This is a genomic window from Marinobacter sp. 1-3A (assembly GCF_016597775.1).
Classification (GTDB): domain Bacteria; phylum Pseudomonadota; class Gammaproteobacteria; order Pseudomonadales; family Oleiphilaceae; genus Marinobacter; species Marinobacter xiaoshiensis.
The window spans coordinates 358255-383303 of sequence record NZ_VCGZ01000001.1 but is presented as its reverse complement, the minus strand read 5'-3'; the positions used below and the strand labels follow the sequence as shown (position 1 = coordinate 383303).

At 52.5% G+C, this 25049-nt stretch carries 20 protein-coding genes; 12 read left to right on the top strand and 8 right to left on the bottom strand.

Going from position 1 to position 25049, the window contains the following annotated elements; translation table 11 throughout:
- Positions 1 to 20: 20 nt before the first annotated feature.
- Positions 21 to 671, top strand: coding sequence for a bifunctional 4-hydroxy-2-oxoglutarate aldolase/2-dehydro-3-deoxy-phosphogluconate aldolase (locus FE848_RS01755; RefSeq protein ID WP_200201011.1), 651 nt, complete (start codon positions 21 to 23; stop codon positions 669 to 671).
- Here the strand turns inward: FE848_RS01755 and pyk are convergent.
- Both pyk and gap read right to left on the bottom strand, forming a co-directional pair.
- Positions 664 to 2112: a pyruvate kinase gene (gene pyk / locus FE848_RS01750; RefSeq protein WP_200201010.1), complete on the bottom strand. Its 1449-nt coding sequence runs from the start codon at positions 2110 to 2112 to the stop codon at positions 664 to 666. The two genes, FE848_RS01755 and pyk, sit on opposite strands and share 8 nt — an antisense overlap.
- Before the next feature lie 67 nt (positions 2113 to 2179).
- On the bottom strand, positions 2180 to 3184 hold the full coding sequence (gene gap / locus FE848_RS01745) for a type I glyceraldehyde-3-phosphate dehydrogenase (RefSeq protein ID WP_200201009.1): 1005 nt from the start codon (positions 3182 to 3184) through the stop codon (positions 2180 to 2182).
- Positions 3185 to 3363: 179 nt separating this feature from the next.
- On the opposite strand from gap, the gene edd reads away from it, so the two are divergent.
- Positions 3364 to 5181: a phosphogluconate dehydratase gene (gene edd, locus FE848_RS01740; RefSeq protein ID WP_200201008.1), complete on the top strand. Its 1818-nt coding sequence runs from the start codon at positions 3364 to 3366 to the stop codon at positions 5179 to 5181.
- Here edd and FE848_RS01735 read toward each other — a convergent pair.
- A complete protein-coding gene (locus FE848_RS01735; RefSeq protein ID WP_200201007.1) occupies positions 5172 to 5915 on the bottom strand; it encodes a nitroreductase family protein in 744 nt (247 codons plus the stop codon). The genes edd and FE848_RS01735 overlap by 10 nt on opposite strands.
- Positions 5916 to 6031: 116 nt before the next feature.
- Between FE848_RS01735 and FE848_RS01730 the strand changes: the two genes are divergently transcribed.
- Complete coding sequence (locus FE848_RS01730; protein ID WP_200201006.1) at positions 6032 to 6625, top strand: uracil-DNA glycosylase family protein; 594 nt, start codon at positions 6032 to 6034, stop codon at positions 6623 to 6625.
- On the opposite strand, the gene glpD is transcribed toward FE848_RS01730, so the two are convergent.
- Positions 6620 to 8110: a glycerol-3-phosphate dehydrogenase gene (gene glpD / locus FE848_RS01725; protein ID WP_200201005.1), complete on the bottom strand. Its 1491-nt coding sequence runs from the start codon at positions 8108 to 8110 to the stop codon at positions 6620 to 6622. The genes FE848_RS01730 and glpD overlap by 6 nt on opposite strands.
- A gap of 190 nt (positions 8111 to 8300) precedes the next feature.
- Positions 8301 to 9059, bottom strand: a complete 759-nt coding sequence (locus tag FE848_RS01720) for a DeoR/GlpR family transcriptional regulator (RefSeq protein ID WP_200201004.1) — start codon at positions 9057 to 9059, stop codon at positions 8301 to 8303.
- Between the two features lie 210 nt (positions 9060 to 9269).
- On the opposite strand from FE848_RS01720, the gene glpK reads away from it, so the two are divergent.
- A complete protein-coding gene (gene glpK / locus FE848_RS01715; protein WP_200201003.1) occupies positions 9270 to 10742 on the top strand; it encodes a glycerol kinase GlpK in 1473 nt (490 codons plus the stop codon).
- 42 nt (positions 10743 to 10784) lie between these two features.
- On the opposite strand, the gene FE848_RS01710 is transcribed toward glpK, so the two are convergent.
- On the bottom strand, positions 10785 to 12686 hold the full coding sequence (locus FE848_RS01710; RefSeq protein WP_200201002.1) for a sigma-54-dependent Fis family transcriptional regulator: 1902 nt from the start codon (positions 12684 to 12686) through the stop codon (positions 10785 to 10787).
- Between the two features lie 333 nt (positions 12687 to 13019).
- Here FE848_RS01710 and FE848_RS01705 point away from each other — a divergent pair, with 333 nt between their 5' ends.
- The 8 genes from FE848_RS01705 (at position 13020) to FE848_RS01670 (ending at position 20884) form a co-directional block, all read left to right on the top strand.
- A complete protein-coding gene (locus FE848_RS01705; protein ID WP_200201001.1) occupies positions 13020 to 14114 on the top strand; it encodes an ABC transporter ATP-binding protein in 1095 nt (364 codons plus the stop codon).
- Positions 14114 to 15214 (top strand): ABC transporter ATP-binding protein, encoded by a 1101-nt coding sequence (locus FE848_RS01700; protein WP_200201000.1) that lies wholly within the window; start codon positions 14114 to 14116, stop codon positions 15212 to 15214. The genes FE848_RS01705 and FE848_RS01700 overlap by 1 nt, the downstream gene beginning before the upstream one ends.
- Positions 15214 to 16080 carry a carbohydrate ABC transporter permease gene (locus FE848_RS01695; RefSeq protein WP_200200999.1) on the top strand — a complete coding sequence of 289 codons (867 nt, stop codon included), beginning with the start codon at positions 15214 to 15216 and terminating at the stop codon, positions 16078 to 16080. The genes FE848_RS01700 and FE848_RS01695 overlap by 1 nt, the downstream gene beginning before the upstream one ends.
- Before the next feature lie 10 nt (positions 16081 to 16090).
- Entirely contained in the window at positions 16091 to 16897 is an 807-nt protein-coding gene (locus FE848_RS01690; RefSeq protein WP_200200998.1) for a carbohydrate ABC transporter permease, read from the top strand.
- 11 nt (positions 16898 to 16908) lie between these two features.
- Complete coding sequence (locus tag FE848_RS01685; RefSeq protein WP_200200997.1) at positions 16909 to 17184, top strand: DUF2160 domain-containing protein; 276 nt, start codon at positions 16909 to 16911, stop codon at positions 17182 to 17184.
- 216 nt (positions 17185 to 17400) lie between these two features.
- The gene (locus FE848_RS01680; RefSeq protein ID WP_200200996.1) at positions 17401 to 19149 is read left to right on the top strand and encodes an extracellular solute-binding protein; all 1749 of its coding nucleotides are present in this window, start codon (positions 17401 to 17403) and stop codon (positions 19147 to 19149) included.
- Positions 19150 to 19331: 182 nt separating this feature from the next.
- On the top strand, positions 19332 to 19862 hold the full coding sequence (locus FE848_RS01675; protein WP_200200995.1) for a methylated-DNA--[protein]-cysteine S-methyltransferase: 531 nt from the start codon (positions 19332 to 19334) through the stop codon (positions 19860 to 19862).
- Positions 19862 to 20884 (top strand): FAD:protein FMN transferase, encoded by a 1023-nt coding sequence (locus FE848_RS01670; RefSeq protein ID WP_227715075.1) that lies wholly within the window; start codon positions 19862 to 19864, stop codon positions 20882 to 20884. The genes FE848_RS01675 and FE848_RS01670 overlap by 1 nt, the downstream gene beginning before the upstream one ends.
- A 70-nt stretch (positions 20885 to 20954) precedes the next feature.
- On the opposite strand, the gene FE848_RS01665 is transcribed toward FE848_RS01670, so the two are convergent.
- Both FE848_RS01665 and FE848_RS01660 read right to left on the bottom strand, forming a co-directional pair.
- Positions 20955 to 22523 carry a general secretion pathway protein GspF gene (locus tag FE848_RS01665; protein ID WP_200200994.1) on the bottom strand — a complete coding sequence of 523 codons (1569 nt, stop codon included), beginning with the start codon at positions 22521 to 22523 and terminating at the stop codon, positions 20955 to 20957.
- 12 nt (positions 22524 to 22535) lie between these two features.
- Complete coding sequence (locus FE848_RS01660) at positions 22536 to 25049, bottom strand: LamG domain-containing protein (RefSeq protein ID WP_200200993.1); 2514 nt, start codon at positions 25047 to 25049, stop codon at positions 22536 to 22538.

Sequence of the window (25049 nt, the reverse complement as noted above, 5' to 3'; positions counted from 1 at the left end):
AAGCCCCTTTGGAGAGAACCATGAACCTTGTGTCCGACTTTCACCGCGACCGCATCAGATCTGTTTTGGCAGCGTCTCGGCTCATGCCGGTGATCACCATCAAGCATCTTGATGATGCGGTGCCGCTTTGTCAGGCGCTCTTTGATGGGGGTATTCGGGTAATGGAAATAACCTTGCGCACGGAGCATGGGGTTGAGGCGATAAAACAGGTACGGGAAGCCCTGCCGGATGCGTGGGTTGGTGCAGGCACCGTCACCTGCGTTGATCAGTACCGCAAAGCTGAAACAGCAGGCGCTCAGTTTGTTGTCACTCCGGGCGTTACAAAAGCGCTTCTGGATTTTGCGTTAACGTCTGAAGCACCTCTTTTGCCGGGAGTATCAACGGCGTCCGAGTTGCTGCTCGGTTACGGATTGGGTTACCGGGAATTCAAGTTTTTTCCAGCGGAGGTGGCAGGTGGACCGCCTGCCTTGAAAGCGTTTGGTGGCCCGTTCCCCGATGCGGTTTTTTGTCCAACCGGCGGTGTTCGCCGCGAGACAGCCAGGGATTACCTGGCCTTGGGCAACGTACTCACGGTAGGGGGTAGCTGGCTGACGCCAGAGGATGTTGTAGCCAGGAAGGATTGGGCTCAGGTAACCGAAATTGCCCGAGCCAGTCTCTCTGATATCAGCTGATATCAGAGCCCACCCTGACGATCTTCATGGCATTGGTGCCACCTTGGGCATTTACATAATCACCCTTGGTGATTACCACCAAATCGCCCACATTGACCACTTTTCTATCCAGTAGTTCTGCAATCGCCCGAGCATTGGTTTGCTCTGGGGGAATCGTCTCTGAATCAAATGGAATTGTCTGAACACCGCGGTACATGACAACCCGGTGTTGTGTGGAATGGTGCCTTGAATAGGCAAAAATTGGCAAACTGGACTTTATGCGCGACATCAAACGCGGGGTTGCGCCTGTTTCTGTCATGCAGATGATCGCTGCCACGCCAGTAAGATGGTTGGCGGCATACATGGCCGACAAGGCTACAGCCTCATCTATCTGTTCCATGCTTTCATGCATGCGGTGCTTCGACTGATGCATTGTGGGATGTTTTTCTGCACCCAGACATATGCGTTCCATAGCCTCGACCGCTTCTACCGGGTAATCACCGACGGCAGTTTCTGCGGATAGCATGACCGCGTCTGTGTAATCCATAACGGCGTTTGCAACATCCGACACCTCAGCCCTCGTCGGCATGGGGTTGGTGATCATGGACTCCATCATTTGTGTTGCGGTAATCACCGCACGGTTAAGCACACGGGCTCGTGAGATAATGTGTTTTTGCACGCCCACCAACTCGGCATCGCCAATTTCTACGGCGAGATCGCCCCGCGCCACCATAACGGCATCGGATGCTTCGATCACGGAGTCCAGAGCACCCACATTGTGTGCCAACTCAGCCCGTTCAATTTTTGCAACCAGTCCAGCGGTTGATCCGGCTTCCTTGAGCAGTTTGCGGGCTGTGTGCATATCGTCAGCTGTGCGGACAAATGAGACCGCAACATAATCGGCACCCATGCGGGCTGCTGTGACTATATCCTGTTTGTCTTTTTCGGTAAGCGCATCAGCAGAGAGCCCGCCACCACGCTTGTTCAGGCCTTTGTTGTTCGACAGTGGCCCGCCAATCAGAACTGTTGATGTGATGCTGTGCCCATCAACAGATTTTACTTCCATCTCGATGCGGCCGTCGTCCAGAACCAGTATGTCGCCCGGTTCAACATCGTCGATCAGTTGTTCATAGTCGATACCCACGCGCTCATCCGTGCCGGCTTCTTTGTCCATTGAGGTGTCCAGAACAAATGTTTGCCCAGCCTGCAGGGTGACCTTGTTTTCAGCAAAGCGGGCGATCCGAAGTTTCGGGCCCTGAAGGTCGGCGAGTAAAGCTACGAACCGTCCTTGTGCTGCGGCCGCTTCACGCACCTTGCGGGCACGTTCAAGATGCTCATCCGCGCTGCCATGGGAAAAGTTTAGTCGGGTAACATCGACTCCGGCACGGATGATGGCAGCCAGGGATTCTGGAGAATCTGTGGCAGGGCCTAGGGTGGCGACAATCTTGGTACGCCTGAGCATATATAATGTCCCTTGCTTGTTCGGGTTAATGTTGTTCAAGTTTGTGTTTGTTCCGGAGTGGTCGCCTTTATTGGCTGGCCTCCATCAGTGCGAGAGCATTGTCCAGCATCCGGTTTGAGAATCCCCACTCATTATCGTACCAAGCCATGACTTTTACATGACAGCCAAGAACGCGAGTGTGGTTTGCGTCGAAAATGCTGGATAGGGCATTGTGGTTGAAATCGATGCTGACCAGTTTCTCGACGCTGTAGCCTAGTACCGGATTGGATTCAGCAGCGGCCTTTACCGCAGCATTTACTTCTTCAATGGAGGTTTCCCGGCTTGCGATAAACCCGAAATCGACCAGCGACACGTTGATTGTTGGCACTCGCACTGCCAGGCCGTCAAGCTTTCCATCCAGCTCGGGAATGATTTTCCCGATGGCTGCTGCGGCGCCGGTTTTGGTCGGGATCATCGACTGGGTTGCGGAGCGGGCGCGGTAGAGATCAGTATGGTACACATCGCTTAAATTCTGATCGTTCGTATAAGAATGTATGGTTGTCATTAGTCCGCTTTCGATGCCTATCGCGTTATGTAGCGCATCGGCAACCGGTGCCAGGCAGTTGGTGGTGCAGGACGCACTGGAAATAATAGTGTGCTGTGCCGTGAGTGTGTTGTGGTTTACACCATAAACAATCATGGCATCGGCATCCGGGCTTGGTGCCGAGATAATAACCTTGCGGGCGCCGGCTTTGATGTGGGCTTCTGCCTTATCACGCTTTGTGAATAGTCCGGTGCACTCCAAAACAAGGTCAACATTCAGTTCGCCCCAGGGCAGATCTTCCGGGTTGCGAATGGCGGTGATAGCAATCCGGTCGCCATTTACGCTGATAGATTCGGCATCGTGGCTGACTTCTGCATTAAAACGCCCGTGAACACTGTCATACTTGAGCAGGTGGGCATTGGTTTCAGCGTCGCCAAGGTCGTTGATTGCAACTACATGGAGTCGGTTGCGGTAGTCATTTTCATAAAGTGCGCGGAGGATGTTGCGGCCAATCCGTCCAAAACCATTAATTGCGATACGAATTGTCATATTCTGGATCCTGATCTAGATGTTTTGTTCGATTCTTGCTCGAACTTTGTTGTTAATGTAGTAAATATAGCAAAATAATGTTCGGTTATGAACGTCATAGTGATGAATGGCGGAAAGAGAAGGTAAAATTACGTACTATTGAGTGTAATTGCATAACTGGCAGATATTGGAGCTTCAAAATGCATCCGACGGTTCAAAAAGTTACCCAGCGAATTATCGACCGCAGCCGCGCCTCTCGAGAGGATTACCTTGGCCGGATGAATGAGCTTAAAGCACAGTCGCCGCATCGGGGCGCGCTCTCCTGCAGTAATCTTGCCCATGGCTTTGCTGCTTGTGGCCAAAGCGATAAAGACACGTTGAAGCTAATGAACAAAGCCAATGTGGCCATGGTTTCCGCTTATAACGACATGCTTTCAGCGCATCAGCCATACGCGGGTTTTCCTGATGTTATTCGTGAGGCGGCCCACGGCATGGGGTCTGTGGCCCAGTTTGCGGGTGGCACACCCGCCATGTGCGATGGCGTTACTCAAGGCCAGCCCGGTATGGAGCTCAGCCTGTTCTCTCGGGACACTATCGCCATGAGCACGGCGGTAGCTCTGAGCCACAACATGTTCGATGCCACATTATTACTGGGTGTTTGCGACAAAATTGTTCCCGGACTAATGATCGGGGCACTCAGTTTTGGGTACCTGCCCACCATCCTTGTTCCAGCCGGCCCTATGCCTTCTGGCCTTCCGAATAAAGAAAAACAGCGAATTCGTCAGCTTTATGCCGAGGGTAAGATAGGCAAAGAGGAGTTACTCGAGGCAGAGAGCAAGTCTTACCACAGTCCAGGCACCTGCACCTTTTATGGCACGGCCAACAGCAACCAGTTACTGGTTGAGGTTATGGGGCTGCATTTACCCGGGGCGGCCTTTGTTCACCCGAACACGCCGTTGCGGGATCAGCTGACCCGTGCCGCAACCGAGCAAGTGATCCGTCTATCCAGGCCCCAGGGGGGAGAGCTTGGCTTGGGTGATATGGTTGATGAGAAAAGTATTGTGAATGCGCTGGTTGCGCTTCTGGTAACGGGAGGCTCCACCAACCATACGCTGCATTGGGTGGCGATTGCCCGCGCTGCCGGTATTATTATCGACTGGGATGATTACGCCGATCTTTCCTCCGCAGTGCCTTCCATGACTCGCATCTACCCCAATGGCGAAGAAGATGTGAATGCCTTCCACGAAGCCGGTGGCACACCATTCCTGATTCGGGAACTGCTTGATAACGGGCTCTTGCATAACGATGTGGAGACGGTTGTAGGGCGAGGGCTGGAACGCTATACCCAAATGCCAACATTGGAATCCGGCAAGTTGGTCTGGCGGCCATTTATTGGAAAAAGCCTGCGCCCGGACGTTCTAAGTACTGCTTCTGAGCCTTTTGCGCCAGACGGTGGGCTCAAGGTGTTGCACGGCAACCTGGGGCGGGGCGTGATCAAGGTCTCTTCGGTTGCGGCAGAACACCACAGAGTCGAAGCGCCCGCTGTGGTGTTCAATGATCAGAATGAATTGAAAGCGGCGTTCGATGCGGGCGAACTGGATAAAGATTGCGTTGTTGTCGTGCGCTTTCAGGGCCCAAGATCCAATGGCATGCCGGAACTGCACAAGCTGACGCCGTATCTCGGCGTGTTACAGGATAGAGGGTTCAAGGTTGCCCTGGTTACGGACGGCCGAATGTCTGGAGCGTCAGGCAAGGTTCCTGCTGCAATTCACGTATACCCGGAAGCTCTCGAAGGTGGGGCGCTTGCCCGGGTTAAAGATGGTGACACTATATGCCTGGATGCTGATAAGGGCACCCTGGAAATCCTTGTCGATGAAGCGGAGTTCGCAAGCCGGCAACCCGCGAGGCCAGACTTATCGGGGTATCAAAAAGGCTTTGGTCGAGAGTTGTTTGGCTGGATGCGGCGCGCGGTCAGCACGCCGGAAGAAGGTGCCAGTGTGTTCGGAGATCACAGATAGTGAATCAAGGTGTCTTGATCGAACCTGTACTGTTGGTTGTAGACGCCGTTCTCAGCTCGGCGTCCTGCGGCCAACACCATGGTGACCAGCCCTTTGCGGGGCAGTTTTAGCAATTTGCGCACGCGGCACTCGTCAAATCCTTCCATGGGGCAAGAGTCGTAACCGTGTGCACGAAGTGCGAGCATCAGGTTCTGGGCCGCTAAAGCTGTGGATTTGGTTGCCCATACTTTCATTTCGTTCACTGAGTAGGGACCACGGGGAACAGGGCGGGTCAGCCCTACAGCCAGTCCCAGGGACTTCTTGGCCACTCCCAGGACACCAAATGGCCCTTGGTTGTAATGAATAGGTGCGATTTTTTTGTAGTACTTTTCAACAATACCAGGCAGCTTTTCATCTTTTGGCCATTCTTCCAGCGCGAGGCGAGCGTGCTTTCTCCAGGTGTCTGGGCGCGCAACAATTGCAATCAATACGGGGGCGGTGGTCGCAGCATTCTGTCCCAGGCAGGCTTCAGCAAGTTTGCTTCGTAACTCGGGTGTTCTGACAACAAAAAACTCCCAAGGCTGCAGATTGCTGGAGTTTGGTGCCAGTGTGGCCAGCTCCAGGCAGTCCTCAAGTACCGCATCGGGGATGGGTTCATCTGTGAAGCGCCGGATAGAGCGGCGGCTACGAACGACCTTGCGAAACTCCTCAATATCAATTTCTGGTAGGGGTAGGGGGCTTGCTTTTGCGTTCATTATTAATACCTGGTGGTGTTGCGGCGAGCGATTCAGGCTGCTTGCCGCCTTGGATTTTGAGCTCTATGGTTACGGGAAATCGATTCTTATGCAATCGCCGGAGTGATTTGGAATCTATGATGGATAAACTTGCCCACCTGTCTTTTGAAGAGCTGGTGCAACAGGTGCGCGCCTGCAATCTGTGCGCAGACTTCTTGCCGCTAGGGCCGCGGCCAGTTGTGCAGTTGTCTCCGGAGTCCAGAATTCTTGTGGTGGGGCAAGCACCCGGAAGGCGTGTTCACGAAACTGGCGTGCCGTTTAACGATCCAAGCGGTGACCGGTTGCGGCAGTGGATGGGGATTACACGGGAGGAGTTTTACGATGACCGAAAACTGGCCATTTTGCCCATGGGGTTCTGTTACCCCGGAACCGGGAAATCCGGTGATCTACCTCCAAGGCCGGAATGCGCACCAGCATGGCGTAGCGCATTGCTTGAGCGTTTGCCCAGCATCGCGCTGACGTTGGTGATAGGGCAGTACGCCCATGCCTGGCATTTACCCGGTGCAAAGAAATCTGTTACAGAAAACGTCCGGAACTGGCAGCATTTCTGGCCAGAAGTGCTGCCGATGCCTCATCCAAGCCCGCGCAATAACCTCTGGTTGCGCCGGAATGCCTGGTTTGAAACCGAGGTGATTCCGGAGCTTCAGGAACGGATATCCCAACTTCTATAAGTTTTTCTCAAGGTACGCATCAAGCACTTCAACCTCACTAATTGACGCATAGAGCCCCTGTTTGGTTCTGCGCCAAAGGATGTCCTCTGAAGTCATTGCCCACTCGTGTTTTACAAGGTGCTGAACCTCTTTCTCATACAGGTTGCCGGTAAAGAGTTGGCCTAGCTCCTCCATAGAGGTGCATCCCTGCAGGAGTTCGCGGGAAGCTGTGCCGTAAGTTCTCACATAACGGCTAATAATGTCGTCAGCCAACCAGGGGAAATTCTGCTTGAGTTCTGCTGCAAGGCTATCCTTGGTGGCAAAATCACCGCCAGGCAAAACTGCGGTTTTCGTCCAGCGGCCACCGGCTTCCGGAAAGAAATGACAAAGCTTGTTGGTTGCGACCTCGGCAAGCTTTCGGTAGGTAGTTATTTTGCCGCCGAAAACTGAAATCAAAGGCGCCTTGCCTTTTGCCTGGTCAATCTCAAACGAGTAGTCGCGGGAGGCCTTTTGGGCATTTTCTTCTTCACCGTCCATAAGTGGCCGGACACCGGAGTAAGACCAGACCACATCTGAGGGTTCCAGCTGTCTGACAAAGTGCGCATTTACAATCTTCAGCAGGTAGTCTGTCTCTTCCGGAGAAATTTTGGCATCTTTGGGGTCGCCTTCGTATTCAACATCCGTGGTGCCCACCAGAGAGAATTGATCTTCGTATGGGATCACAAACACGATGCGCTCATCTTCGTTCTGGAGAATGTAGGCTTCCTGATCCTGGTTGAGCTTGGGCACAACAATATGGCTGCCTTTAACCATTCGTATTGCTTTGGGCGCTGGCATGGAGAGAGTTTCTCCAAACAGCTTGCTTACCCAGGGGCCAGACGCGTTAACAATAACCCTGGCTGAAACGGTTTTCTCTTCTTCGCTGACCATATCGCGTAGGGTAACGGTCCAGTTCTTGTCTCCACGTACTGCATTCACGCACTTGGTTCGGGTGAGAATGGTTGCACCCGACTCCTGTGCCTTTTTCGCAGTAAGAATGACCAATCTTGCGTCATCAACCCAACCGTCGGAGTACTCAAACCCTTTGGTGATGTCTGGCTTTAATGGTCCTGACTTATCAAAGCGGATTGAACGTGACCCGGGCAGCATTTCGCGTTTGGCCAGGTGGTCATAAAGGAACAAGCCTGTACGTATCATCCAGGCTGGTCTCAAGTGAGGGCGATGGGGAAGCCGAAAGCGCATTGGCCACATGATATGGGGTGAGTTCTTGAGCAGTGACTCGCGCTCAGCCAGGGCTTTTTGTACGAGCCGGAACTCATAGTGCTCCAGATAACGAAGCCCGCCGTGAATGAGCTTGCTGCTGTTCGAGGAGGTTGCAGATGCCAGGTCGTTCATTTCACAGAGCAGCACCTTGAGGTTGCGGCCAGCCGCGTCCATCGCTATTCCTGTGCCATTAACGCCGCCGCCAACCACGACAACATCGTACTGTTCATGCCCCATAGTCATTGCTAGTCATCTCCTGATGCTAAGGGAAAAGGCGCCATTTTGAGGTGCTGAAAGCGAACTTTTCTGAAGCGAAAAAGGTTATTTGAGTAGTATGCGAAAGACTTATGTTTTCGTAAAGGAAAATATAGAAAATAAACGAAGATTCTGATGGGTGTTAAAGTGAAGCTGACGACTCAATGCCTGGCGCTAATCAAACAATGTGGAGTTTGATGCTGTTCTCTTTCAGAATCCGGGAGATTTCGGCAGGTGGTTTTTGGTCGGTAAATACATGATCTGCCTGGGATATATTGCCAAGCCTTACCATTGCATTTCGGCCAAACTTGGAATGGTCGGCGGCGAGTAGAACCTGATTGGAATTGGCGATAATAGCCTGCGCCACCCGAACTTCGCGGTAGTCAAAATCAAGCAGGGAGCCATCGTTGTGGATACCGCTGATTCCGATGATGCCGAAGTCCATTTTGAATTGATTGATAAAGTCGCGGGTTGCCTCGCCAACTATGCCGCCATCACGACTTCTGACCTCTCCGCCGGCAATGATCACATGAAAATCCTCTTTGGCAGAGAGGATGGAGGCAACGTGAAGATTATTGGTTACAACCTGCAGGTTGTTCTTCTGGAGCAGGGCTTTGGCGATAGTCTCAGTGGTGGTACCAATATTGATGAACATTGAGGAATTGTCGGGGATCATTGCAACCATGGCTTCGGCAATGCGTTCCTTGGCTTCCAGATCCATAATCTTCCGGGCATGGTAGGAGGTATTCATTGTGCTGGAATCGATTCCGGCCCCACCATGATGCCGGCGTAGCTTGTTCTCTTTGGCGAGTTCGTTCAGATCCCGGCGGATGGTTTGGGGGGTTACCTTGAATTGGTCTACCAGCTGCTCGGTGGTTACAAAGCCGTTCTGTTGGATCAGCTCAATAATCAGATCCTGTCGCCGCCGCTGTGCCATTCAAAAAGCCTCCACCCTGCCGTTGTTCTTATGCGAAATAATGAGCAATTATAAACTCAGTTAGAGTAAAGTTTAGTCCTTTTGAGCATTTTATACAGTATTTAGAGCCACTTATCTGTTCGTTGGCAGATGATGTTCGCGAAATCTCTTGGCAATCATATTCAAAAAAGTAAACATACGAACAAATAAGAAAGCGAGGACGAAATAGCGATGAGCCAGTACCTGCTATCCATTGATCAGGGCACCACCAGTTCCCGGGCCATACTGTTTGATTTGAAGGGCAACATACACGCCGTACGCCAGCAGGAATTTCCTCAGCATTTTCCGGATAGTGGGTGGGTTGAACACGATCCGGAGGATATCTGGTCAACTGTCACTCAGACCTGCAACGAGGTTATGGCGGAGGAGTGCGGAGTTGATGACGAGGTTGTTGCGGTAGGTATTACCAATCAGCGGGAAACCACCATTGTTTGGGACAGGAAAACAGGCAAACCGGTTTACAACGCGATTGTGTGGCAGGACCGCCGAACTGCTTCCTATTGTAAGTCCCTCAAGAGCGCGAGCCGAGAACCCGCAGTCCACAGTAAAACCGGCCTGTTGATCGATCCCTATTTTTCTGCAACCAAAATTCGCTGGATTCTTGATAATGTTCCTGGTGCCCGTGAACGTGCAGAGCGGGGGGAGCTGGCTTTTGGAACGATCGACACGTTTCTTTTGTGGCGTCTGACTGGCGGGCGAGTACACAAAACCGACGCCACTAACGCAAGCCGAACCCTGCTGTTCAACATCCACACCCAGCAGTGGGACCCGGAGTTGCTTGAGCTGTTCAACATTCCTGAATCCCTGCTGCCCGAGGTGCTGGATTCCGCTGACGACTTTGGTGAGATCACAGAGTGTGAAGCCCTCAATGGGGTGTCGGTGCTTGGTGTGGCGGGCGACCAGCAGGCAGCCCTGTTCGGCCAAACCTGTTTCGATGTAGGAATGGCAAAAAGCACCTATGGCACCGGGTGTTTCCTCATGCTCAATACTGGTGACAAGGCATTGAAATCTGAGCACCGGCTGTTAACAACAGTAGCCTACCGCTTGAATGGCAAGCCTACCTACGCCATGGAGGGCAGCATTTTTGTGGCAGGCGCAGCGATTCAGTGGTTGCGCGATGGCCTGCAATTGATCGAGAACGCCTGCGACACAGAGCCATTGGCAAAGGATACGCCAGTAGATCATGGTGTTTATCTTGTGCCTGCCTTTACCGGGCTTGGGGCGCCTTATTGGGACCCAAATGCCCGGGGGGCGATTTTTGGTTTGACCAGAGATACGGGCATAAAAGAAATCGTGACCGCAGGGCTGCAATCTGTGTGCTACCAAACCAAAGACTTGCAGAAGGCCATGGAAAAAGACGGCATGCGCCCGATTACTCTGCGGGTTGATGGCGGCATGGTGGCGAATAATTGGGTGCTTCAGTTCCTTGCAGACATTCTGGGCGCGAGGGTCGATAGACCATCCATTATAGAAACAACAGCTTTGGGTGTGGCGTATTTGGCAGGGCTCAAGGCAGGTGTTTATGAATCACTCGATGAGCTTTCGGATCTTTGGCGGTGTGACCGTAGCTTTGAGCCCATCATGACAAAACAAAAACGCGATGAGCTGTATGAAGGATGGATTCATGCCGTTCAGAAACTCTAACCAGATCCATTGAGATCAGCAGACATAGCCGGGAGTAGGGGGTTAACGAACCCCCAACTCCCGTAGTCGTTTGTAGAGTGTGTTCCGACTGATCGAAAGCTCTCTGGCAGCGCTGGACACGTTACCTTTACACCTGTGATAAACCTGCAGTATATGGGCATGGCTATTACGCTCATCGCCCTCCCGCCGGTTTGGAATTATAGCTGGCTCAGGCTTGAAGCCGTTTGAGTGCTCGGAATCTGAAACTTCGTCTGGGGGTGTTATGCCGCTGTACTCAGCGAGAAAATCAGCAGGCAAGTGCCAAATTTGCACGTCCTCGCTATCAGCCAAGGCGATAGCTACTTTCAAAACGTTTACCAGCTGACGGATGTTGCCTGGCCAGCGGTGGTTTTCCAGCGTTGACAATAATTGAGGCGCTAAATATTCGCTTTGGCTCGAGTCCCGATGTTGCTGATAGATATGCTGAATCAGGCTTCGTATATCTTTGCGATGCCTCAGCGCCGGCAATTCTACAGACAGGCCGTTGATCCGATAATAAAGGTCAGCCCGGAACTGCCCGGATTCTATGCTGGATAGCGGGGAGCGATTGGTTGCTGTGATCAGCCAAATATCAACCACAATGCTCTCTGTTGCGCCCACCGGCGTAACCACCCGTTCCTGTAATACCCTAAGCAGTCTTGATTGGGCGGAAACCGGCATTTCGCCAATCTCATCGAGAAACAAAATGCCTTTGTGAGCATTGCGGATCAAACCAAGGGAGCCTTTAGCCCGTGCGCCTGTAAATGCTCCTGGCTCGTAACCAAACAGCTCTGATTCCACAAGTTCTGGCGGTATAGCTGCGCAGTTGACGGCAACCAGCGGTTGATCTTTTCGGTTCGAAGCCTTGTGCAACGCATTCACCAGCACTTCTTTTCCTACACCTGTCTCACCCGTTATCAGAACCGGAACGCCCCGCTCCAGGACTTTCAAACTTTGCTCGGCACACCGGCGTACGGAGGCGTCACCGTATTCGAGGTTGGAAAAGCTTGCCTGCTTATCAGGGAAAGTGGAGTGCTGCACACCTGCTAACGTCTCAGCAGGCGCTGTTCGGATTGTTGAGGGCCGTTTTACAAGGGCGCTGAGCCGGACCTTACTTTTGGTTTTCAGCTGTAATGGAGCTTGTTCCGGGTGGCCAAGAATGCCACTGCGATCGGTAGTGAACAGTTCATCAAGCATGACATTCTTTGTTTGAGTGCCCAGTAGTTGGTCGGCTCGCCGGTTGCTGGCGACAACCTGGCCTGAATCATTGCATACGAGGATCCCAGACCAGGGACTATCAAAGTTATCGGCGGTCGTATTGAGTATGATTTGAAAGAAGTCAGCCTCGAACTGGCGATTGAGCAGCCGGTTTTCAACGGATTGAGCAAGCAGACGAACCATACCGAGAGTGTGATCCTGTGGCAGGTAGGCATCACTGAACACGCTCAGCACACCAGCAAGCTGTTTTTTTGAATCGAATATGGGAGCAGCTGAAGCTATGAGGCTTCTGTGTACCTTCAGGAAATGTTCGCTCCTTTGTACCTGTACCGCCCGCCCGGTTGCTATGGCCGTTCCTATGGCATTGGTGCCGCACAGTTGTTCCTGCCAGTTGGCGCCTTGCTGGAACCAGGGCTTTAACCGGGATTCAGTGATGCGCTGGTCTCCCCAGCGTTTCAGTATCCTGCCTTTCTGGTCCGCCAGAAGAATCAGGCAGCGACTGCTGGAAAGTACGTTCCGGTAATAGGGAAGCACCTCAGCCTCTGAGCTGGCGATGAGTTCACCATACTGGCACGTTAAATCTTGCAGCTGCTCGCTGCTGAGTGTTGGCTGAATTGGTTCGCCTTCGTGGTCGAGGCCAATGGCAATACAGCGCTGCCAGGAATCAGAAATGTCCGTTCGATTTGACGTGTATGTGCTCTTCTTCATCAGACTACATCCCTGTGTTCGCTTTCTTGTTTTTGGATATGCCTTGGGAAGCATGTGTTCAGTTGATGTGCGAGAACTGTTCAATAATCTGTTTAACAGTTGTTCACGTCAATGCTTTGTTTGAACAAATTGTTTCCAAGCGAACATTGCTGTTTTCGAATGGGAAACCAGGGTGTTTTTGAGCTTTGTATATAAAAACAATAACTTGGAGTTATGGTCTGGGCGGATAGGTAAAAACTGGTATGCGATTTGCGTTCATGCTCGCAAACATTAAGTTTCCGGGTGTTCGTTTTATATCCGGTCGCGCTTTAATAAGAATAACAAGGAAAGCTTATGTCCTTAACGCTGGAGAACCTCTCCCGCACGGTCGACGGTGTCGATTACGTTCGGGATGCCAACCTCACTTTTGAGGCGGGATCTTTCAATGTTCTGCTTGGCCGGACACTAGCCGGTAAAACCTCAATGATGCGCCTGATGGCCGGCCTTGATAAGCCGACGAAGGGGCGTGTGCTCTACAAGGGGGAAGATGTTACCGGGCAGAGTGTGCAGCGCCGGAACATTTCGATGATCTACCAACAGTTCATCAATTACCCCACGCTCACCGTTTACGAAAACATCGCATCACCGCTACGCCTTGCCAAAATGTCAGGGTCCGAAATTGATCGCCGGGTGAAAGAAACCGCGTCAATGCTGCGGATCGAACCTCTGCTTAAACGTTACCCTCTTGAACTTTCCGGCGGCCAGCAACAGCGCACGGCCATGGCGCGAGCACTGGTAAAAGATGCAACGCTGGTGCTGTTCGATGAACCCCTGGTGAACCTTGATTACAAGCTGAGGGAAGAGCTTCGTGCAGAGCTGCGGGATTTGTTTCGAGAGCGCCAATGCATTGCAGTTTACGCAACCACGGAAGCCAATGAGGCTTTGGCGTTGGGTGGCACCACAACTCTGTTGCATGAGGGTGGCGTTGTTCAGAGCGGGCCTGTTATGGATGTTTATCGCTCACCCGTTAACACCCTCGCGGCACAGCTGTTCAGTGAGCCGCCCATGAACATCATCCGTGGCCGTGTAAGCGATACCGAAGTGACCTTCGATGAGTATTCACACCACGCATTAACTCAGGAGTTGGCAAGGTTGGCCCCGGGCGACTATTGGTTCGGGATTCGGCCCAGCCACATAGCGCTGGTGCCTGCCAATGATGATGACCTTGAGATGTCTATGGAGGTTGCTCTCAGCGAGATCAGTGGCTCAGAAACCTTCATGCATGTTGAGAACAGCCATTTCGAGATGGTGTTGCAGTTGATGGGCGTTCATCAATATCACACTGGCGCGCCGCTCAAGGTGTACTTGCCAGTGAACAAACTGTTTGTATTCGACAGTAATGAGCAGCTGGTGCACACACCAACACGGGTTTCAGGAGGTGCAAACTGATGGCTGAAATTCAACTGAAATCTTTGGCGCACAGTTACAGCGCAAACCCATCGGGCCCCGGTGATTACGCTATCCGACAGCTGGATCATGTATGGCACAAGGGCGGAGCTTACGCGCTGCTTGGGCCATCGGGTTGTGGCAAAAGCACCATGCTGAACATTATCTCAGGGTTGGTTCAGCCCTCTGAAGGGGAGGTGCTGTTTGATGGCAAGCGGGTGAACGAGCTGTCACCCCGAGACAGAAATATCGCCCAGGTGTTTCAGTTCCCTGTGGTCTACGACTCGATGACTGTATTCGAAAATCTGGCGTTTCCCCTCAAGAACAACAAGGTGCCAGCTGCAAAGATCAAGACCCGTGTGCAGGAAATTGCAGAGGTTCTTGAAATTGAGGACAAACTGCACAAGAAGGCGAAGAACCTTACGGCTGACGAAAAGCAAAAGGTTTCCATGGGCCGTGGTTTGGTGAGGGAAGATGTCTCCGCCATTTTGTTTGATGAACCTTTGACGGTTATCGATCCTCAGCTCAAGTGGAAGTTGCGTAGAAAGCTCAAGCAGATTCACGAGCAGTTCGATATCACCATGGTGTACGTCACCCACGATCAGCTTGAGGCATCTACCTTCGCCGACAGAATTGCCGTGATGTTCGACGGGCAGGTGGTGCAATTCGGCACACCCACGGAGCTGTTCGAAGCACCCAACCACACGTTTGTCGGCTACTTCATCGGTAGCCCAGGCATGAATATTCTGGAGGTTGAAAGATGCCAGGGGGGCGTTCGGTTTGATTCAACTGAACTGCGCCTCGAACCCTGGCAGTCAGAGATTCTCGGGGGCATGAAATCCGACAATCTGAAGGTTGGTATCCGGCCCGAGTTTATCGAAATCTCCCCGGTAATGTCCGATGACACCTACGCCGCTGAAGTGCGGGATGTGGAGGATCTTGGTACCTACAAGATTGTGACGGTGAAACTCGGCGAACAGCAGATGAAAGTGCGCCAGAGTGAAGAGTTTGATGCCGGCATTGGTAGCCAGGTAAATCTCCTGTTCCCGGGGCAGTGGCTAATGCTTTATGTGGATGAATTCCTGGTACAGGAGCAACAGTGATGGACAAGATCCCGGATAACAGAGCCTGGTGGCTCGTCCTGCCGGTTTTCCTGCTCGTAGCCTTTTCGGCACTCGTACCACTTATGACGGTGGTGAACTATTCCGTTCAGGATATTTTTGGCCCGGGCCAAGCCTACTACGTTGGCACGGAGTGGTTTAAAGAAGTTCTGACGGATCAACGATTGCAGGATTCATTGATCCGACAGTTTGCCTTCTCCGGCGCGGTATTGTTGATTCAGATTCCGTTGGGTATTGGTGTTGCGCTTATGATGCCCAAGTCTGGAATCAAGGGGTCACTTTGTCTCATTCTGGTTGCTATTCCGCTACTTATTCCCTGGAACGTTGTAGGGACTATCTGGCAAATATTTGCCCGGGGCGATATCGGATTATTTGGCTGGGCGGTGAACCAGGCCGGCATCGATTACAACTACACGGGGGATACGGTAGATGCCTGGCTGACCGTCCTTCTTATGGATGTTTGGCACTGGACACCTCTGGTTGCTCTGTTGTGCTACTCAGGATTGAGGGCTATTCCCGAGGCCTTTTACCAAGCCGCTGAAATTGATCGTGCTTCCAAGTGGGCAGTGTTTCGTTATATCCAGCTCCCGCGCCTAAAGAGCGTATTGATCATTGCTGTGCTGTTGCGGTTTATGGACAGCTTCATGATTTATATCGAACCCTTTGTGCTCACTGGCGGGGGCCCGGGGAGCTCGACGACCTTCCTTAGCCAGACCCTTACAACCATGGCAATAGGGCAGTTTGATCTTGGGCGTGCAGCGGCATTCTCATTGATCTACTTCCTGATCGTATTGCTGATCTCCTGGTTGTTCTTCACAGCCATTACTCACGCCGATAAAGAAAAATAAGGAGAGTGTGATGAGGCAAACAGGCTATAAAAACATCGGGATCACCATATACATCCTGCTCCTTCTTACGCCGGTTTACTGGCTGCTGAACATGTCGTTTAAAACCAACCGTGAAATTCTCGGGGGGCTTACGTTATGGCCGCAGAATTTCACGTTTGATAATTATGCCGTGATCTTTACAGATCCCAGTTGGTATAACGGCTACCTCAACTCAATGGCGTATGTCTCCATCAACGTGGTGATTACCTTGTTGGTTGCTTTGCCTGCGGCCTACGCCTTCAGTCGGTACAAATTTCTGGGGGACAAGCATCTGTTTTTCTGGTTGCTCAGCAACCGGATGGCGCCGCCGGCGGTTTTCCTGCTGCCATTCTTTCAGCTGTATTCATCTATCGGGCTTTTCGATACCCACATTGCCGTTGCCTTGGCCCACTGTTTATTCAACGTGCCCTTGGCGGTTTGGATTCTTGAGGGGTTCATGAAGGGCGTTCCTCGTGAATACGACGAGATGGCTTATATCGATGGCTACAGTTTTCCCAAATTCTTCATCAAAGTGTTTTTGCCGATGATTCGCTCAGGTATCGGCGTAACGGCCTTTTTTGCCTTCATGTTTTCATGGGTTGAGTTGCTTCTGGCGAGAACATTGACCTCTGTGGATGCTCAGCCAATTGGCGCAATCATGACTCGTACGATAGGGGCGAGTGGTATTGATTGGGGTGTGCTGGCCGCGGCTGGCGTTCTAACAATAATCCCAGGCTTGCTGGTTATCTGGTTCGTTCGTAACCATGTGGCTAAAGGCTTCGCTCTCGGGCGCGTTTAAGGAGAAAGCAAATGATTGCCTGGATGAATTGGACCCCTACGGTCATCGTGTTTTTTGCAGTTATTGCAATGATTCTTGCGGTAATGACCGTTTACGAAATCGTGTCTCCCTGCACAGAGCGCAAAGGCTTTCTACCAATAGAGACAACGCGCGGAGACCGACTGTTTATTGGTTTGCTTTCGGCAGCCTACATACACCTCACGTTCCTTGCGGTTAGTGACATCACTTTGTGGATTGCGTTGGCTGTGTCTGTTGTCTGGCTTCTTGTTTTGCTGCGATGGGGCTAGGAAGGCGGTCAAAAAGGGGCAATAAACGCACCCCGAATAAACTTGCTCAAATGTTGTAAAGGATTCGAAACCGAACTATTTTTTCACCAGGAACGAAAGTGATGAGTGTTTGGTTTTCGAAAAGGCAAGGCTAGAAGTAACAAGAGCTGTAACAAGCCAAAAACCGGAGCGAGGGCTTTCTTCGCCCCATTCATAATAAAGATGACGAGGTTGGGTATGTTTAAAAACAATAAATATCCTAAGACCCTACTGCTTGGCGCTGCAATCGGTGCCGTCAGTATGGGCCTGAGCCTGCAGGCCAGTGCTGACCAGTACTCGGATGCAGCTGAAAAGTGGGTAAACGACTCGTTCAAACGGTCTACCCTTACCAAAGAACAGCAGATGGAAGAAATGGCCTGGTTCACCAAAGCTGCGGAGCCTTTCCGTGGCATGGAAATCAATGTTGTTTCAGAAACCATTGCGACCCACGAATACGAATCCAGCGTGCTGGCCAAGGCCTTCACCGACATTACCGGCATCAAGCTTACCCATACCCTGATTCAGGAAGGGGATGTTATCGAGAAGCTGCAAACCCAGATGCAGTCGGGGCGCAACATCTATGATGGCTACGTGAATGACTCTGACTTGATTGGTACTCACGTCAGGTACGGTAAGGTTGTAGCGGTTGAAGATATTATGAAGGGTGAAGGCAAGGACCTAACCCTGCCAACGCTGGATCTTGATGATTTCATCGGCCTTGATTTCACCACCGGCCCTGATGGCAAACTTTACCAACTGCCAACTCAGCAGTTTGCAAACCTGTATTGGTTTCGCGCTGACTGGTTTGAGCGTGCAGATCTGAAAAAGCAGTTCAAGGAACTCTACGGCTATGACTTGGGTGTTCCTGTTAACTGGTCGGCCTACGAAGACATTGCAGAGTTCTTCTCGGTTCACGTTAAAGAGATAGACGGCAAAAAAGTATACGGCCACATGGACTACGGCAAGAAGGACCCCTCCCTGGGATGGCGCTTTACCGATGCCTGGTTCTCCATGGCTGGCGCTGGCGATAAAGGCTTGCCTAACGGTTTGCCAGTAGATGAGTGGGGTGTTCGGGTAGAGGATTGCCACCCTGTTGGTTCTGATGTCTCCCGCGGTGGTGCTACAAACAGCCCGGCTGCTGTATACGCGACAGAGAAGTACGTTGAGTGGATGGGCAAGTATGCGCCGCCAGAGGCTACGGGGATGACCTTCTCCGAATCTGGCCCCGTACCTGCACAAGGCAATGTAGCTCAGCAGATTTTCTGGTATACGGCCTTCACCGCGAGCATGATTGAAGAAGGGCTTCCGGTTGTAGATGAAAAAGGACTGCCGAAGTGGCGTATGGCGCCGTCTCCACGTGGCCCCTACTGGGAAGAAGGCATGAAGCTGGGTTATCAGGACGTGGGTTCCTGGACCTTCCTGAACTCGACACCTGAAAAGCGTCGTTTGGCGGCATGGCTTTACGCGCAGTTCACTGTGTCGAAAACAGTGTCACTTGAAAAGCTTGTGGCGGGCCTCACTCCCATTCGCGATTCCGATATCAACTCGGACGTGATGACGGAAATGGCACCCAAGCTGGGTGGTCTGGTTGAGTTCTACCGTAGCCCTGCAAGGGTTCAGTGGACGCCTACCGGCACCAACATTCCAGATTACCCGAAGATGGCTCAGTTGTGGTGGCAGTATGTTGCCCAGGCAGCTAGTGGCGAAGCCACAGCGCAGGAAGCGCTTGATGGCTTGGCAAAGGCTCAGGACCGGGTTATGGAACGGCTTGAGAGAGCCAATGTTCTGACCACCTGTGCTCCCAAGCTGAACGAGCCGCGTGATCCGCAGTACTGGTTCGACCAGCCTGGCGCACCCAAGCCCAAACTGGCGAATGAAAAAGTGCAGGGTCAAACTGTACCTTACGATGAGCTGATTAAAACCTGGGAAGACGCTCGCAAGAGCTGAGCCCGGTAGTATTTTGTAGTAACTTGCCGGGCGCTGTCATTCAACCAGTGCCCGGCAAGCTGTTCTATCCCTTCTCTTATAAAAAATTGCACGATTGCCTTCTCACTGACATGATCCGTAATACGCTTGCTTGAACTCACGAGTACCGCAATACCGGATGAGCCCATGCTGAGGAGTTTTTCATGACGGCCAAGAACGCCCAGGACGAAACCATCCAATGGCAAACCGGCCACTGTTACCTCGGCGAGGTTCTGGTTGCATGCACGCCTCGTGGCGTATGTGCTGTTTTGCTGGGAGACACAGCTGACGAATTGGTTGAAGACCTGGCTCAACGTTTCCCCCGTGCCGAACTCATCCATGCAAACGATTTTCGGGCCCCCTGGTTTACCGAGGTAATGAACTACCTGATCGACAGCCGAAGACCACTCTCTGTAGAGCTTGATGTTCGAGGCACGGATTTTCAATGTAGAGTCTGGCAGGCACTGCAACAGATTCCTTCTGGGTGCTCGTCCAGCTATGGCGATATCGCCCAGCAATTAGGCCTGCCCACCGCCTCGAGAGCTGTCGCAGGTGCCTGTGCTGCCAACCCGCTGGCGGTGGTTGTTCCATGCCATCGAGTTTTACGTGGTGATGGCAGCCTTTCTGGATATCGCTGGGGTGTTAAGCGCAAACAAGCCGTATTGAGCCACGAACAGGGACTGTCTGATCGGTGATGCCTAAAAATTGTTTCAATCCCTTCAATATCCTTGAGTTTATCGGTTTGAATCCTTCTTTATTTCTTCTTTTTGTATTTCTGGTGCCTTCGGTGGCTCAGGCAAAGTGGTTCCGTTACACAGATACGGCTATGACGACACCGGTGGAGCTTGAGTTTTGGGCTGATGAGAAAAGCGTTGCTGATGCAATCGCGAAAGATGTTCTGGCGGTGTTCCACCAAGTAGACAGGGACATGAGCCGGTACCGGGAGGACTCCGAACTCTCTGGCCTTAACCGTAAAGCAGCGGATGACCCAGTGCAGGTAAGCACCGGCCTGTTTCAGGTTCTGAAGAAAGCGGAAGAAGTAGCTGTTCTTAGCGGTGGTGCTTTTGATATCAGCTTTGGGTCTGTCGGTTACTTGTACGACTACCGGGAGCGCAAGCAGCCAAGCGAGGAGGCACTTCAGGCCAGGCTTGGCCATATTAATCATCAGGACATTGTTCTGGATGATAAGGCGCAAACAGTCTTCTTTCGCCAGAAAGGCTTGTTGATCGATTTGGGAGGTATTGCCAAAGGTTACGCTGTGGATCTTGGTATAGAGCATCTGAAATCAGCCGGCGTGCGCCATGCACGGCTCAGTGCGGGTGGTGATTTGCGCTTGCTAGGCGATAAGCGCGGCCGGCCTTGGCTTGTGGGTGTTCGTGACCCCCGCTCAGAAAATCGCAATGTGGTGGTGTTGCCGCTTGCCGATCTCGCTATTTCCACATCCGGTGATTACGAACGCTTTTTTATTGATGATCAGGGGGAGCGTGTGCACCACATACTTTCCCCCGGTACAGGGAAATCCGTGCGAGGTGTGCAGAGCGTTACCATTATTGGTAACGATGCGCTGACAACCGATGGCTTGTCTACGGCTGTATTTGTGCTGGGCCCGAAAAAGGGTCTGGAGATGATTGAGAAGTTGCCGGGTATTGATGCGATCATCATTGATGATCAGCGAATGATGCACTTTACGGAAGGGTTGGCGCCCCCGGAATCTTGATGGGGATGCCGGGGGGGGATGATGCAAAAATCTATCGCTTGGAAGTATCAGCTTTGGAGACTGTGTACGTTCAAACTAAAGGATTGAAGGCAAGCAGCCGGTCCTGACTCGCCGTGTTCCCGAGACCGTGCCCGACGAATGTTGAAGCAAAACGTCCTCGATCGCCGTTCAACTGCATGTAGTTCAGCAAAACGGTTTGCACTAGTTGGTTTACGTTGTTTGCTGCCGGGCTGGACGCCGTCTCTACAGATGCATCTGCGCGCATAAATCCAATCTGGAACCCGGTTTGGATGCCCGTCGGGTTGCGGTCCTGGTAAAGTGAAGGACGACCTCCGGGGTTATAAACCAGGAAAAATGACGCTGCGGTTTGTTGGTTATCACCGGTCCACACACCTTTGCCCCTGCCATCTTCAGAGTCATCCAGCGTGCCGTTGCTGGATACTGAGCCGTCGCTGAATACATACAACATCAGTGGCTTGTTCATTCTCGCAGCGTATTCCAAACAGGCTCCCATGCAGCGTCCAGCCAGTAAGTCCCTGCGTTCTCCGGTTGCTCTTTCACCCGTGTGGTAGTCGTAGCCACCCATGGTAATAGTGCCTGCGCCCGCAAAGCCGTTTACAGCCAGCTTCATTACGGAAGCTGTCTTTTGGAATTCACGGTTGGATCTGAACTCTTCTTCAGTGAAAATGCCTGTGTTTCCCACTATTTCCGGGTCTTGGCCCGGGTCCAAAATCGTTGGGTCGCCATAGGTATCAATTATGTCTGCGCTCTTGGCGTAGCCGCACCGCACCAGTTTTCGGATATCATTTTCGGCGCTGCTGCCGAGGCCGGTGCTGACGCTGTTCATTTTGGCATCACTGATCCGTTGAACGGCTTCCATCACAGACACCGCATCGGTTTGGTTCAATATGGATGTGAGGTCACCTACATCTACCAAGCCTTTGGCATCGCTTGGCCGGTCAATTTTGGTGGGGCGCACTTCCGGGTTTATGAGGTTCATTGGTGCCATGGAATTGCCCCCCGATTCGGTGCTTTGAGAGCCAATCAGGGGGAGCAGGGAGCCATTGGCGCCAGCTTTGTGGATGCCATACATGGGGTTGTGGGGGTTGTTGCCGGTGTCATTTTCCGAGCGCGCCGCAATAATCGCACCGTTGATCTGCATGCGAGTCATCATGCTGGTGCTTTGCTGGATTCCCCTTAAAAAACCGCTATCTGAGTGGAATGCCAGCCCCAGTTCTGTGTTCACAAAGGCTGGATCGGTCGGTAGCATATTACCCGGCACACCAAGCTTGCTGTAGCCAGCAGTGCTCAGGAAATCCATTTGCCCGCCAGATTTTCCCATCAGCACGTTGGAGCCCGCAATGCTGGCACCGCCGGCCAGGTCAAAGCAGATAAACGGGATTTTTCCTGCGCCCGCGATTCCAATGCCACATTCGTCTTTGATTTGTTGAGACAGCTCTGCAGCAGCCATTCGGGGGTTAGCAAACAGGCCAAGCATCGAAGTGCCAACAACCGTTGCAGTGCCGGCCCTGAAACCTTGAGCTATAAACTCCCTGCGAGTCCGTGGCCGCCCGTGGTCGTTATGGAAGAGGGGCTCGCCATTCGCCAGAGGCCGTTTAAGGGGTTTGCGTATAAACATGAGCGTAGTCCTCTACTGAACCAGGGTGGTGGCGCTGGCAAGCACAGCGGCACAACTTGCTTTAACAATGGTTTCGGTGCGGTCAGCCGGGCAAGTGTCGCCACCACACAGGGCGAGCTGGTCTATCAGACCGCCCACTTCAGTTTGAATGGTCGCTGTGCTGGGCTGGGAGCCCAGATTGTCACCCACAAACCGGGCTAACAGAGGCCCGGTAATCAGGCTTTCGCCGCCATGCTCAAAGGCTGTTGCGGCAGGTGCCGAGAAATCAAAGCCCGGGAAAAAGTCCTGCCTTCTTTGAACATCGGATACCAGCACATCACAGTACTGAATCGCCACCTGGGTAATGGCCATCTGGTGTGACGAAAGAAAGCCCTTGATGTTCTCCACAGTTGGCAATTGCTGCTTCACGGTTTTGAAGGTATCCGCAACCGCTGGAGTGGTGCTTGGGATATCTGTCATGCGAGCCATGGACTCATTGATTTCATCAAAAGTCTTCATCCCGATGTCGGATGGGCGCTCCAGGATTGTTGGTGCAACGGTTCCGGTTAACGGCGGTTCGGTGCGTGAGAAGGTGCTGCTGCCAAGACGGTCAAATGTTAGGAAGAACTCGTCACTATCCGGGCCGTTTTCCAGTGCGATGATAGTGCCTAGCCGAGATAAGGGCTGGCCTTTGCCTGGCTCATAGGCGTTGCTATCCAGAGTTACTTTAAGGTTCGCCCAAGCCTGGCCGACAGTGGCTTCTTTGCCGTTGATACCCAGGCGCATACCCTCAAGCGCAATACCGGATGGCTCAGCCGTTTCATCAAGGCTGATAAAGAACGGCTCGGTGAAGCGATAGCTGTAGTTATCGAATACGCTTACATCGAAAACGATAAAGCTTTCAGGTACATCGATAAGGTGGGAAACACCAAACAGCAGATAGAACTTCTGGCCTACACCCACATCGTAGTTTGTTTTGACCTGTTCTGCTGTCAGTGCCCGGTTATGGAATGCGACCATACGAATGGCACCCTGCCAAGGCGATCGTCCATCGGTTTCATTGCCAAGAACCAGGGCGAAGCTGTCGTCCCAATCGGAGAACAAACCTGGCTCGTCCGGGTCGATATCGCCGGAGTGTTCACCGTTGATAAAGATCTGCCGCCCGGTGCCAGGGCTATAGTTAACGACGACGTGCTGAAGCGTGGCTTGGAGAAGCTTGTCGCCATCTTGTGTGGCGAAGGGAGTGTTCTCATCGCTGGTGGTGCTGCGATGAAGCACTTCATAGCGCTGCAGGGTCTGGCTCAGTGTCAGATTGCGAGCAGTGGAAGAGCCGGAGTAGGTGATGATCCGGGCGTCTTCCTGGGTAATATTGCCAGGCGCGACCCAGGCTTCGATGGCGTATTCACCAGAGCCCGTCAATAGAGCATGCAGTTTGCTGCTGCTGGCGGTAGAGCCTTGGGCTTTGCCAGCGGGGGTTACAGGGCCGGTTTCCGGCTTAACTTCGGGGCCAATGTTGATGCCCCAGCCGAGCACCCAATCCACGTTGCCACTGAGTGTAAGGTCCAGTGGTGTAGAGACGCCGCTGGTGTCGTATGCGATCTGGCCTTGGCCGGCTTTGAACTCATACAGCGCAATAATGTTGTCCTCAAAGCGGCCACCGGAATTGGCGAGAAGGCCATCTGAATCCAGTACCAGCGCCTTGCTGGCCACCAGGGCAGGGTCCACCGGTTCGGGGGATAATGGCCCGGCGAATTGTTCAATAGCCATCTGCATCATGCCAGCAGACCAGTCGCAATCTGTCTCACCTCCATTTGCCCAGCAGTTGTGGAAATCTCTTCTCAGGCGGACTACAAAACGGGAATTTTCCGGCGAGTTCAGGTCTATCCTGCTTTGGGATTGTTGGTAGGCGATATCTACATTATCGCTGGCAACGTAAGGTGTTTGGCCACCGTCGCCATGGCATTCGGCGCAGTAGGTTCTCAATACTGGATAAACGGTGCTTCCGAAGGTGCTGCTGCCTTCCGGGAAAGCGATGGTTGAGCCAGGCGATTTGAGCACCGGTGCTTGAAGCTCCACCGTTTTCACAGAGCCCTCAGCTCCATCAGCCCACTTCGAAATATAGGTGGTCAGAATATTCCCGCAGACGACGTCACTGCCTGTCCAGCAGTTATGGCCACCGGCTACTTTGGTCACCATTCTGGATTGGGAGGGTGCAGTGAGATCTACAATGGTTCTAGCTTGGGCGTAGGCGCTGTTGATGTTGTTCTGGTCAACAAATGTGGGCGACTGGCCGCCCGCACCGTGGCAGGAACCACAGCGATTGTCCTGCACAAGGTTGTCCCAGACATTCAGTTTAAAACTCTGTATATCAGCGGTAGCCGGTGCGGGGCCGCTGTAGCTAATGCTATTTGATCCAGAAGATGTATTTGGCAGCGCCTCTGTGGACTCGCCACCACAGGCGCTGAGGAAGAGGGTGAACACTATCAGTAGTGCAATAGGTGCTGCGGAGCGGAGTTGGTTTGATCCGGGGAGCGTTAGTGTTTTCAT